Origin of the sequence: Thalassovita taeanensis (genome assembly GCF_900110775.1) — a bacterium.
Lineage (GTDB): Bacteria > Pseudomonadota > Alphaproteobacteria > Rhodobacterales > Rhodobacteraceae > Litorimicrobium > Litorimicrobium taeanense.
In genome coordinates this window covers 1-12,578 of the sequence record NZ_FOEP01000007.1, presented here as the reverse complement: position 1 = coordinate 12,578, position 12,578 = coordinate 1, and the positions used below count along the sequence as shown (strand labels likewise).

At 54.5% G+C, this 12,578-nt stretch carries 8 protein-coding genes, 1 tRNA gene, 2 rRNA genes and 1 pseudogene; 4 read left to right on the top strand and 8 right to left on the bottom strand.

Translation table 11 applies throughout. The annotated features are described in order from the left end of the window. Positions 1 to 15: 15 nt before the first annotated feature. The 4 genes from BSF79_RS10900 to BSF79_RS10880 form a co-directional block, all read right to left on the bottom strand. A complete protein-coding gene (locus BSF79_RS10900) occupies positions 16 to 969 on the bottom strand; it encodes a BMP family lipoprotein (RefSeq protein ID WP_245776380.1) in 954 nt (317 codons plus the stop codon). 438 nt (positions 970 to 1,407) lie between these two features. Next, the gene (locus BSF79_RS10890; protein WP_139246428.1) at positions 1,408 to 2,478 is read right to left on the bottom strand and encodes a plasmid recombination protein; all 1,071 of its coding nucleotides are present in this window, start codon (positions 2,476 to 2,478) and stop codon (positions 1,408 to 1,410) included. Between the two features lie 221 nt (positions 2,479 to 2,699). Beyond that, on the bottom strand, positions 2,700 to 3,992 hold the full coding sequence (locus tag BSF79_RS10885) for an NAD(P)/FAD-dependent oxidoreductase (RefSeq protein ID WP_090269937.1): 1,293 nt from the start codon (positions 3,990 to 3,992) through the stop codon (positions 2,700 to 2,702). A 17-nt stretch (positions 3,993 to 4,009) separates the two neighbouring features. After that, positions 4,010 to 4,678, bottom strand: coding sequence for a cupin domain-containing protein (locus BSF79_RS10880; RefSeq protein ID WP_090269936.1), 669 nt, complete (start codon positions 4,676 to 4,678; stop codon positions 4,010 to 4,012). Positions 4,679 to 4,794: 116 nt separating this feature from the next. On the opposite strand from BSF79_RS10880, the gene BSF79_RS10875 reads away from it, so the two are divergent. From BSF79_RS10875 to BSF79_RS10860, 4 genes are all read left to right on the top strand, one after another. After that, the gene (locus BSF79_RS10875) at positions 4,795 to 5,577 is read left to right on the top strand and encodes an ABC transporter substrate-binding protein (RefSeq protein ID WP_245776379.1); all 783 of its coding nucleotides are present in this window, start codon (positions 4,795 to 4,797) and stop codon (positions 5,575 to 5,577) included. 107 nt (positions 5,578 to 5,684) lie between these two features. Next, positions 5,685 to 6,338, top strand: a complete 654-nt coding sequence (locus tag BSF79_RS10870) for an amino acid ABC transporter permease (protein ID WP_090269934.1) — start codon at positions 5,685 to 5,687, stop codon at positions 6,336 to 6,338. Continuing rightward, complete coding sequence (locus BSF79_RS10865) at positions 6,335 to 7,069, top strand: amino acid ABC transporter ATP-binding protein (RefSeq protein ID WP_090269933.1); 735 nt, start codon at positions 6,335 to 6,337, stop codon at positions 7,067 to 7,069. Before BSF79_RS10870 ends, BSF79_RS10865 begins: the two co-directional genes overlap by 4 nt. A 424-nt stretch (positions 7,070 to 7,493) precedes the next feature. Then, positions 7,494 to 7,709, top strand: a complete 216-nt coding sequence (locus BSF79_RS10860) for a hypothetical protein (RefSeq protein WP_090269932.1) — start codon at positions 7,494 to 7,496, stop codon at positions 7,707 to 7,709. Positions 7,710 to 7,798: 89 nt separating this feature from the next. On the opposite strand, the pseudogene BSF79_RS10855 reads toward BSF79_RS10860, so the two are convergent. From BSF79_RS10855 to BSF79_RS10840, 4 genes and pseudogenes are all read right to left on the bottom strand, one after another. Further along, positions 7,799 to 8,125 (bottom strand): annotated as a pseudogene (locus BSF79_RS10855) (hypothetical protein); the annotation flags it as partial. A 232-nt stretch (positions 8,126 to 8,357) separates the two neighbouring features. Beyond that, positions 8,358 to 8,434 (bottom strand) — tRNA-Met (locus BSF79_RS10850). A gap of 70 nt (positions 8,435 to 8,504) precedes the next feature. Further along, positions 8,505 to 8,619, bottom strand: a 5S ribosomal RNA gene (gene rrf, locus BSF79_RS10845). A gap of 92 nt (positions 8,620 to 8,711) precedes the next feature. After that, a 23S ribosomal RNA gene (locus BSF79_RS10840) occupies positions 8,712 to 12,137 on the bottom strand. Positions 12,138 to 12,578 lie beyond the last annotated feature (441 nt).

Sequence of the window (12,578 nt, the reverse complement as noted above, 5' to 3'; positions counted from 1 at the left end):
GCCGGGTGAGCGTGTTCAGGGACGGACCGGAATGGCGCCGTCGATAATACCTTGCCGGATGTCGGCCAACTCTTGCTTCAGGCTGTCAGAAACCAAAGCGTCCATGTCATGGAACGGCGCCAGATCAACCCCGCCGTTGGCAAGCGAGCCCAACAGATTGCCGCCCTTGAACGTACCGTCCATCGCGCTTTCGATCACTTGCAGAACGGTTGCATCCATCTGCTTGGTGATCGACGTCAGATAAACGTGCTGCTTTTCGGTGTCGGTGAAATACAGATCCGCATCGACGCCGATGATCTTCAGCTTATCCGTGCCCAACTCATCGGCCAGCGCGGCCGAGCCCAGACCAACCGGACCGGCCACAGGCAACACGATATCCGCGCCCTCGTCGTACAGGTTCTGCGCAAATGCCCGCCCGTCATCAAGTGAATCGAAGTTGTTGGTAAACAGGCCCTCTTTGGTTTCCGGGTCCCAGCCCAGAACCATCACGTTGGTTCCTTTTTGCGCGTTGTAATACGCCGCCCCGCGCGAGAACCCGTCCATGAAGACAGTCACGGTCGGAATATTAATGCCGCCAAATACGCCCAGAACCCCGGTTTTGCTTACGCCAGCTGCAAGATATCCGGCCAGAAACGCGGCCTCATCTGTGGCGTAAATCTGCCCCAGAACATTCGCGATCGCCGGATCATACGAGTAGTCAACAATCGAAAACTTCTGCTCTGGATTGGTTTCGGCGGCCGACTTTGTCGCGTCTCCCAGCAAGAACCCCACGGTAATGATCAGGTCGCACTCGCCACCCAACAGCGAATTGATGTTCGCCTCATAGTCGGTTTCCGCCTGAGATTCGAGGAACCGCCCAGAGATATTGTGCTTCTCCTGAGCGTCCAAAACACCCTTCCACGCGGTTTGGTTGAAACTATTGTCGTCAATCCCGCCGGTATCGGTGACTTCACAGGCCGAAAAAGCCATCGCTATCGATGCCGCTGAAAACCAGGCACAAATCCCCGCCCCAAACCGCTTCATTGCTGTTGTTGATACTGACACTTGGCGTCCTCCCGACAATGTTGAACAGCAAAAAGACATGAATCGTTTCTCACGACCCGAGCCTCCTCCCGTTTAATATGGCCCCCATCGCGGCCACCATAATCAAAGAGGATACAGATTTCAGACCCCCGGTCCTTGATCCGTATCAATGCGAACGGGCGCGAAACCCCGATCAGTTTGCACTCGAAATGCCTTTCGCCCCCGGGGTCTATGTTTGGCAATATTTGATATTTTGGACACGCCAAAAGCCTCCCGAGGGAGGCTATTTTGGGTGTCTATATGTTCGCTATATTTGGTTGCGCGAGTAGGAGTTGGACTGTGGCGAACTTTCTTCAATGTCGGCGGCTGAGGGTTATTCCGAGATCAGCTCTTTGGCATCATCCTCTGTGCCTTGCTGGTTCTCCGCCTCGCGTTGCGCCTCTTCCTTCTGCTCACGCAGATCATGTTCAACCCGCTCGAAGACCCCCTCGGGCATCTACGGCGAAGCACCTTTGCAATGCGGGCGGCACCTTTGGGAGAGAACTTTGCATGTCGCTGTGCCCGCAAGAACACCTCGTCCTGCTCACACCCTTTGACCGGAATCAACGCACCCCCGGCGGTTTGCGCGCTGGGATCGACCGCGCCCTGCGCCACCGCCTCGGTGATTTCAATGATGGTCTCTGCCTCCGCCGCTTTCTCTTCGACGGCGGCCGAGCGGGTCTCAAGATCGCGCTCACGCTTGGCCAACTCACGGTCCTTCTTGCGCCGCCAGTCGCGTGTTTTACTGTGCATCCGCTTTGGAGGCGGTGTCTCGCCCTTGGCGATGGCATCGCGGTATGCCGCCTTGCGCCGTTCCCCACGATCAAGACCGATCTCGGAGAACCATTCGCCAACGCTATCTTGGGCGCGTTCGTAGTGTTCGATCACATCAAACTTGGAAGGCTGCAGCATCTGCCGCGTCGCAATGACTTTTTTCTCGCCAGTCTTTTTGTCCGTGCGTGTCATCTCAACCAGCACGCGCGGCAGGATCACAGCGTGAATGTGGTAGGCCTCTTCATCGAGGTCAGCGCGGGCGTGGATGACATCATCGACAAAAACATCCTTCAGCCAAGCGATGGACAGCCGTTCAAAATCTGCAATCCGTTGATTGTGCTCGACGCCTTCGCCGAACACAGCCGCGGGGTCAGCATCGAACCACGCCTTGTTGACCGTCAAGATCACCTCGCGCATCGGCCCGTGCCGCGTTGGCCGCCAGGGGTTATGTGGTCCTTCTGCCAGCCGTTTCTGGATGTCTTTCTTTCGCTTGCGGTGTTTCTCATAGCCTGCAAGGTGTTCAGGCCCGATGCCTTCAAAGCGCAGGACAACCGGGTAGCGCGTTTCAAATGTCGAACCATCCATTTTTTGATCTCCTTGGGGGTGGAGACGAAAAAATGGTTGTGCGGTTTTCGAGACCATAATCTGGACGCGCAGACGGTTGCAGGTGAAAGAAGTCGCTTCAGAGACCCGGCTTATCGGGAAACGGGACGGCGCGGTGTTCCACAGTTTTCAGCACTACGCCGCCACCCAGCTCGGCCGGATACCCGACCCTCCGGAATCGGTCCGGATGGTCGAACAGTCAGGGTCGGCCTAACCTGTGCCACGACAACTTTCTGAGCGCACTTGTCCAATCTCGTTGCTCAACTATCACGCAGCCTAGCCCACGCAACGGCTGCAGCAACTGCGTAGCGTCGCATAAAATGGAACGGGATAGGTCGGACCGGCGTGACGGGAAATGGCAGATCATTTTCAGGTATGCCACGAGCGGCATCTGCGAGCACCTTTCCCATAACCGAAGCCATCGCCACACCTCGCCCATTGTAACCCATTGACGCCCAAACATTGCTGCCTGATTTCGTGAGGTGCGGATAGTGGTCAACGGTCATGGCGACGAACCCACCCCATTTATAGCGCCATTTTGCTCCCGCGAGTTGCGGATAGAGCTCCACGCTAGCCTTGCGAAGCTGCTCGAACTGCCGTTCAGTACCTTTTTCGTTGTAGTCCCCGCGTCCTCCCATGACAAAACTGTTGTTGGGGCCCCGCCGGAAATAGAGCAGCAAACGGCGACTGTCTGATGCCGAATGACCTTGAGACAAGATCGAATCGAAGACCTCGGCCGAAAGCGGCTCAGTGGCGACTTGAACCGAACGGACGGGCACGACGGTGCGTCCAATTCCACCCGCAAACCTATCAGCATAACCATTGGTGCCAATCACCAATTGACGAGCGGTCAGTTGGCCTTGCCCAGTATGGATCACCACCCTCTCGCCGGTTTGCTCAAACCTTTCGGCTCGGCTGTGGCCGTGTAGGGTGGCACCCGCCTGCTGTGCGGCGGCGGCCAGGCCAAGAGCGTAATTGAGTGGGTGGAGATGACCACCACGCGTGTCGACCATGGCTCCGAGATAGGCCTCGCTTCCAAGCAATTCAGAGGCCTCGGCGCGGTCCAGCAATCGCATAGGTGCGCCATACGGCTCCCACTGCTTGACCCGATTTTCCACAATCCGTCTGGATTCTTCGTCATGATAAGGTTGCAGCCAACCGGGTTGTGTTGCTGCGCAATCAATATCCAGCCGTCGGATGAGGTCGAACACGAAATCTCCCGCGCCGCCTGCTAGATCGATCATACGCTTGCCCATATCAGGACCAAATCGACGGAGGATCGTATCGGGGTCCTCTTTAAGACCCGGATTGACCTGTCCGCCATTCCGCCCCGATGCCCCCCATCCGGGTGTCTCGGCTTCGAGCAAGCGCACGTTCACGCCTGCTTCGGCCAAGTGCAATGCTGCAGCAAGCCCAGTAAAACCGCCGCCAACAATAGCAACGTCACACTCGTGTTTTCCGGTCAATGGCGGACAGTCTGGCACCTGATTTGCAGTGTCGTTCCAAACAGATTGCGCGATGAAGGGTAGCTCGTTTTCTATAACTCTGGTCATTCCGTTCTCTCCACAGTTCAGTATACAGCCGGCGTCACAATCCAGAGCGCCTCGGTGACGTCATTGCCTTCGCACCAGAATCGAATCATCGCTTTTGCCGGAAAAGCAAAACTATCTCCGGGGTTAAGCACCACGGTTTCACCGTCGATTTCCAAGCCGAGGGCACCGCTTAAAACGGTGCCGCATTTCGACCCAGATTCGTGACAATAAGGGGTATCTCCTGTTGATCCGCCGGGCTGGATGATCAGGCGCATCATCTGGATGCCTGTCATTTCGTCAGGGGTCATCAGTTCCTTGCGCATTCCCTTGTCGCCAAGGTCGAGCGCCCGGCGCTGATGGGTCCGCACAACATACGGCTCATGACTCTTTCCTTCGGCCTCGAACAACCAGCTAACCGGCATCTCTAGGGCGTTGCAGATCGACCCCAGTGATCGAACCGACGGCATGGTCAGCCCTCGCTCAATCTGGCTCAACAACCCAATAGATACGCCAGCGCGCTCGGCGACGACCTTAAGTGAGGCACCGCGCACCTTGCGCCGCTGACGCATTCGCTCGCCGATCTTGTTCCTGGTCCACGACTCTGCTCTGTCGCCTCCGGCGCCTTGGGGGCGCTCGGCCGCTGTATCTTCGCCAAGGGCCGCATTCTTCGGCAACGGCTGTTGAGGCCTACTAGATTTCTCGCTCATGGCGTTGACAATGCTCCCATGTTTCGCTCATCTTGAAATAGTTGACTAAAAATTTCAATGCCATTTGAAGAATGAAAGCCAAACAATTCTCGATGGCCCATCAGTGGAGAGAGAAAATGACGAAGAAACCTAGCCTCGTATCGCGCCGTGCCCTGTCCGGCATGGCCGCCGTTGCCGTATTCGCGCTGAGCGCGATGACCGGACCGTCCCTGGCGGACACGCCGGTTTACAAGGTCGGCTCTACCACGTCCGGTGTGCCCTTCACCTTTCTTGATGTGAAGAAAAATTCGGTTCAGGGTGTGATGGTCGACATCATCGAAGCTATTGGTGAAAAAGAAGGCTTTTCGGCTGATGTCCAGGCGACGCAATGGTCGGCGTTGATCCCCTCGGTTACGAGCGGCAAGATCGATATTATCGCCGCTGCAATGTATGCAACGCCAAAGCGTGCCGAAATCGTGGATTTCACCGAGACAGTCTATCCTTATGGTGAGGGCCTGTTCGTCGCGACCGACGATACCGCCGATTACACCAAGCCCGAAGATCTTGCGGGCAAGACCGTCGGCGTTCAGGTTGGCACGGCCTATGTGGAGCCGATGGAATCGCTTGGCGTGTTCAAAGAAGTGAAGATCTACGACGCTATCGCGGATATTATGCGTGATGTGCAACTTGGCCGGATTGACGCTGGCTTTGCTGACCAACCAATCGTCGCATACCAAGTAGCCCAAGGTGCGGCAAAGGTCCGACTCGTCAAAACCTATGAATCCACAGTCGTAGGCGAAGTTGCGATTGCTGTTAACAAGGGCAATACCGAGCTGCTTGACACGCTCAACTCAGGTCTAGCCGCGATTAAATCCTCAGGCGAGCTTGATGAGATCTTGGTCAAGTGGGGCCTCAAGTGATCAGTCAAAGTTAAGGTCGCACCACTCTGCGACATCAAAGCTCCGGGGCGGCACTTCAAGCCCCGGAGGCAGCCCCCAACAAGTAATCAACGAAACGGAACACCAATATGCTTTCCGCCTTCGAGCGTGCCTCTGAATACTTGCCCGTTCTCTTGCAGGGGGTCTGGTTGACGATCGCCGTTACCCTGCTTTCCCTTCTTATCAGCACTGTCTTGGGATTGATTTGGGCCGTCATGGGACGATCAAATTTCCTGCCCTTTAGGGTATTCAGCCGCACATTTATCACTGTGATACGCGGCCTGCCGATCATCGTGCAACTGTTCTACATTTATTTTGTGTTGCCCGAGATCGGGATCAACTTAACCGCCTTTCAAGCGGGTGTGTTCGGAATGGGCATCGCCTATTCTGCCTATCAGGCTGAAAATTTCCGCGCTGGGTTCGAGGCGATCGACCGCGGGCAGATCGAGGCGGCCCATTCCATCGGGATGAAGGACAGTCTAATCCTTCGTCGGGTAATCTTGCCGCAAGCTTTCCGTATCTCGTTGCCGCCGTATGGCAATACAATGATTATGATGCTGAAAGACAGCTCGCTCGTATCAACCATCACGGTCGCGGAACTAACGCGTCAAGGACAGCTGATCGCCGCGTCTACCTTTGACAACATGACCGTCTTCAGTCTTGTCGCCGTCATCTATTTGCTGATGGCTCTACCTCTCACATACCTCACCCACCGCCTAGAACGGAGATATAAGAAAACATGATATCGGTCCGCGATATACACAAAAGCTACGGCCAGCTGGAGGTGATCAAGGGGGTCAGCTTCGACGTCACCCCAGGAGAAGTCGTTTGCGTCATTGGGCCTTCCGGGTCCGGTAAATCCACTATTTTGCGTTGCTTGAACGGGCTAGAGACCTACCAGAAAGGCGAGGTTCGGATTGATGGACAACTCATCGATCCTAGCGCACGTTCTATTATCGCTCTACGCCAACGGGTTTCTATGGTGTTCCAGCGGTTCAACCTCTTCCCACACCGCACTGCCCTGGAAAACGTCATGGAAGGCCCTGTTTATGTTAAAGGCATGGAGCGCAAGGCAGCCCGTGACCTCGCCGCAATGTATCTTGAAAAGGTTGGCCTAGGAGACAAGATGCAGAACTTTCCCGACAATCTATCAGGCGGACAGCAACAAAGGGTTGCCATCGCTCGTGCGCTGGCAATGGAGCCCGAAGCCATCCTGTTTGATGAGCCGACCTCCGCGCTTGACCCGGAGCTCGTAGGAGATGTTCTCGGCGTCATGCGACAGGTAGCAGAAGAGGGCATGACCATGGTTGTGGTGACGCATGAGATGGGCTTTGCCCGCGAGGTTGCCGACCGAGTGCTTTTCCTCGAAGGTGGCACGATCGTCGAAGAAGGAACGGCCCAAGAGGTCCTGCGCAACCCGAAAGAGCTACGCACACAGGACTTTCTCCACAGGGTTCTTCATCCTCTCGACTAGGAAGCCTGCCGCGCGCTTGCCTGGCGGCATCAGGTTTCAGGATTTATTTGATGTCGCCGTTAGCACGTCTTTGTTGCACAAATCGGCTTAAGGTCAGGCCTCCCTTCTTCGGACGGAATTAACCCAAAGCCATTGTGACGGGCATGCCGAACGCGGAGTAGCCGTTCATGACCGCGATGCGGATCTGGACTTTCGCAAATGAGTAGCCAGAATGTTGCACTATCCATGAATGGCTGCACTGACAGGCCGCAACACTGAGTATATTCAGTACGCGAACGGCGACTAAGGGCCGTCCTCTTAGCGCTTCACAGTCAGAGTTTTGCATTATCTGTGTCGGCCCGAAGACTCCTTTGACCTTCTTGTCCAGCTGCAGACTGGACTAAACGGCGATCGAGAACTTACAAGGCCTTTGAAAGAGAAGGAAATGAAACAAATGTTCGGTCGGACGCAGTTGAAATGGTCTATCCTGATGTTGGCGTTCTTGGTTGTGGCTCGGCCAGTGAATGCAGAAGACACTATCCTGTATTGCGCTGAGCAACACTTAGTTGGCTTGCAAGTTGAAGGCAGTGAATGGTCGCCGACCTATGGTGACGAGGACTCGGTCGTCGGTATGCCATTCGCTTTAGAGATGACATGGTAATCCCCCCATTTTAATGGGGTCCAGCCGTAGAATTCACGCGGCTGTTTTCAGTTTCATAGCGGGTGTCACGCCGCCGATGCCCATGTTGGGTCTGCGCCGCGTTTGGTCAGCCGGAATTCGCCCTTGAAGTGCCGTCCCAGGCGCAGGGTGATCAACAGGTAGTGCAGCACCTCGAGCGGCGGGAATTCGTATTCATTGATGACTTTGTTGTAGCGGAACATTTCCTCCCCGCCTGAACCGGGCCAGTCGAAGTGTTCCACCGCCCAATGGACGAAGACGCGCTTGAATGCTTTCATCTCGGTCAACCCAATGGCTCCGTGTTCCTGAACGTACTGTAGAGTCAACAAAGCCGCACGCAGGAGCGGCGAATGCGCAAGGTCGGGATCGTCATCGGAAAGGGAGCGAAAGGTGATCATGACATGATGCTGCCACGGGATTTTTCGCGGGGCCAGATGCAAAGCGATAGGCGTTCAACACGGTGGGTGACGGCGAGTCGCCTTCTTCGCACGCGGCGTCCTGTCGCTGCGCGTTTATGCGTGCGGGTGCGGTTTTTCTGGTCCGGTGTTGATGTGGCGTTGATGTAGGTTGCAAACGCAAAAACCCGACTGGTTAGGTCGGGCTCTAAGCTTTTGATCTAGCGTGATATTTTGGTTGCGGGAGTAGGATTTGAACCTACGACCTTCAGGTTATGAGCCTGACGAGCTACCGGGCTGCTCCATCCCGCGCCAATTTGGTGCCCCTTATTTTTTGGTATGGGGCGCATCGTAGAGAGATACGTTTTGTGGTTCTTACTAGGTTTGGCGGTGACCTACTCTCCCACGTCTTAAGACGCAGTACCATTGGCGCGACGGCACTTAACGGCCGAGTTCGGGATGGGATCGGGTGTTTTGCTCGCGCTATGACCACCAAACCGAGAAAGAACCACGTTGTCCAAGTCGTGTACATTTATTTATGTGATGTATGCTTCTGATCAATTCAGTATCAGTCTTGCTGTTACTGGATCAAATCAAGCCTATCGGGCAATTAGTACCGGTCAACTGAATGCATTACTGCACTTACATCTCCGGCCTATCGACGAGGTGGTCTACCTCGGCCCTCAGGGATACCTTGTTTTGAGGGGGGCTTCCCGCTTAGATGCCTTCAGCGGTTATCCTGTCCGATCATAGCTACCCAGCACTGCTCCTGGCGGAACAACTGGTACACCAGTGGATCGTTCACCCCGGTCCTCTCGTACTAGGGGCAACTCCTCTCAAGTATCCTACACCCACGGCAGATAGGGACCGAACTGTCTCACGACGTTCTAAACCCAGCTCACGTACCTCTTTAAACGGCGAACAGCCGTACCCTTGGGACCTGCTCCAGCCCCAGGATGAGATGAGCCGACATCGAGGTGCCAAACACTGCCGTCGATATGGACTCTTGGGCAGTATCAGCCTGTTATCCCCGGCGTACCTTTTATCCGTTGAGCGATGGCCCTCCCACTTGGGACCACCGGATCACTATGACCGACTTTCGTCTCTGCTCGACTTGTCAGTCTCGCAGTCAGGCTGGCTTCTGCCATTGCACTCAACGACCGATTTCCGACCGGTCTGAGCCAACCTTCGCGCGCCTCCGTTACTCTTTAGGAGGCGACCGCCCCAGTCAAACTACCCGCCACACAGGGTCCCGGATCCGGATAACGGACCGCGGTTAGACATCAAGCAAAGCAAGGGTGGTATCTCAAGGATGACTCCACAAGGACTAGCGTCCCTGCTTCAAAGTCTACCACCTATCCTGCACATGCTTGGCCTGATGCCAGTGTGAAGCTGTAGTAAAGGTGCACGGGGTCTTTCCGTCTAACCGCGGGAAGCCTGCATCTTGACAGGCAATTCAATTTCGCTGAGTCTATGTTGGAGACAGCGGGGAAGTCGTTACGCCATTCGTGCAGGTCGGAACTTACCCGACAAGGAATTTCGCTACCTTAGGACCGTTATAGTTACGGCCGCCGTTTACCGGGGCTTCAATTCAAAGCTCTCACCTCTCCTTTTAACCTTCCGGCACCGGGCAGGCGTCAGACCCTATACGTCGTCTTGCGACTTCGCAGAGCCCTGTGTTTTTAGTAAACAGTCGCCACCCCCTGGTTTGTGCCCCCAGCCTCTAGTTGCCTAGAAACCGGGCCTCCTTCTCGCGAACTTACGGAGGTATTTTGCCGAGTTCCTTCAACATAGTTCTCTCAAGCGCCTTGGTATTCTCTACCAGTCCACCTGTGTCGGTTTAGGGTACGATCTTATGTAAGAGCTATTTCCAGGAACCTCTAAGCAGCCCATTCAATCCGATAAGGATGAACTACCTTCGAGATCCGTCACTTCTTACTGGCCCAGGAATATTAACCTGGTTCCCATCGACTACGCCTTTCGGCCTCGCCTTAGGGGTCGGCTTACCCTGCTCAGATTAGCTTTAAGCAGGAACCCTTGGACTTTCGGCGACAGGGTCTCTCACCCTGTTTGTCGCTACTCATGTCATCATTCTCACTAGTGATCTCTCCACCGGATCCCTCACAGGCCGGCTTCACAGAAAGCATCATGTCCTCCATGACCTTCCGAAGAAGGCTAAAGAGGATAGATACTATGTCACACTACGCTCTGCTACCATGCCTTACGGCATCCTAAGCTTCGGCTCATGGCTTGAGCCCCGTTACATCTTCGCCGCAGGACAACTTATTTAGACCAGTGAGCTGTTACGCTATCTTTAAAGGATGGCTGCTTCTAAGCCAACCTCCTGGTTGTTTTGGTCGTCCCACCTGCTTTCCCACTTAGCCATGAATTGGGGGCCTTAGCTGTAGGTCAGGGTTGTTTCCCTCTTCACGACGGACGTTAGCATTCGCCGTGTGTCTGCCATCTAGTACTCCCGGGTATTCGGAGTTTGGTTAGGATCAGTAAGCCGGTAAGGCCCCATTACCCATCCAGTGCTCTACCCCCCGGGGTATTCGGATGACGCTCTACCTAAATAGATTTCGCAGAGAACCAGCTATCTCCGAGTTTGATTGGCCTTTCACCCCTAGGCACAGCTCATCCCGATCCTTTTCAACGGATGTGGGTTCGGTCCTCCAGTTAGTGTTACCTAACCTTCAACCTGGCCATGCCTAGATCACTCGGTTTCGGGTCTGATCCCACGAACTCATTCGCCCTATTAAGACTCGCTTTCGCTACGCCTACACCTATCGGCTTAAGCTTGCTCGTGAGACCAAGTCGATGACCCATTATACAAAAGGTACGCCGTCACAAGACTGGACACTAATGACAACCTAATTCAACGGCACGCTGACGCGCAGTTGAATGGTTTCAAGACCGGGGTTCACGCTCTTGATATCCGCATTCGACCGATGGTCGTAGGATATCCCGACACGTATCCCGTTTCGCGCTTCATAGCCGATCTCTGCCCCCGATCGAAACTCGATCGGAAAGCCCAGATCAGGGCCACTGCCACGGGCATAAAGCCCCGGCATCAGGTGCAGCTGTACATAGCCGCGATCCCGCGCAAATTTACCCGTGTATGTTGCTCCGAACCCGACCCAGGCAGAGCCTTCGTCGGTTACGGACACACCGAAAGTGGGTTGGAACGGCCCATAGCTGCGAGCAAGCTCGTAGCGGGCGTAAACCTCACTTGCGATACTGTTGTCCTGGAACTGAACATCGCCAGCAGAGATCGAGAACCTCTTCTGAACATCACGCTCAGCAAGGCATCCATCTCCACAATAGTTCACGCTCATATCTGTCAGACCAGCCAACAGAAATAGCACTGCAAATGTTCCGTCCATTCCACTCTCCTAGGTTTCCCTAGGGGGCGTACAACAGACAATCACGATTGTCATTAGAGTCCAGTCAAGCTCCGACTGATTGTAGGCGTTCGGTTTCAGGTACTGTTTCACTCCCCTCGTCGGGGTGCTTTTCACCTTTCCCTCACGGTACTGGTTCGCTATCGGTCAGTAAGGAGTACTTAGCCTTCGAAGGTGGTCCTCCGATCTTCAGACAGAATTTCACGTGTTCCGCCCTACTTAATACGTCCTATCGAGCTACCCATACGGGACTGTCACCCACTATGGTCGCGTTTTCCAACGCATTCTGGTCACTCTCAAGGCTCGGCTGGTCCCCGTTCGCTCGCCGCTACTAGGGGAGTATCAATTGATTTCCTTTCCTCCGGGTACTTAGATGTTTCAGTTCCCCGGGTTTGCTCTTATAAACCTATGTATTCAGTCTATAAGTACCTGTTTTACCCCATTATTGATCACCCTTGCGGGTAACAATAACAGAATATCAGGTGGGTTGCCCCATTCAGAAATCCATGGATCAAAGCTTATTCTCAGCTCCCCATGGCTTATCGCAGAGTATCACGTCTTTCATCGCCTCTTACTGCCAAGGCATCCACCAAACGCCCTTCTCGCGCTTGATTTGATCCAGAAAGAGCAAGGCTTGCGCCAAGCGCGTGCCGCTCTGGTAAGGTCGGCACTCTATCCCGGATCAAAAGCATACTATCCCGCTCGATCGTCTAGCGATCGAACTTCTTGGTTCAATCCGTGCGAATTGAACCTGGTTAGTGTACTTGACTTGGACAACTCTGTTCGTTTCAGTCCGGCATACTTATGGGCGTCCGAGGAAACAGACGCGGTCACAAGCTTGCCTCACCCGAAGGCTCGGCACCAAACTGAGGTGTTTCCCTTACTCGGGAACACCAAACAGTGTTGATTGTATCTCTCTATACGATGTCAATAAGTCGAACTTTCAAGGAAAGTATCGACCACGTCTGCAGAACAGACGTTCAAACAGTCACATGACTGCTTGAAGATGTGTTCTTATGCGGAAGTTTGGTGGAGCCTAGGAGGATCGAACTCCT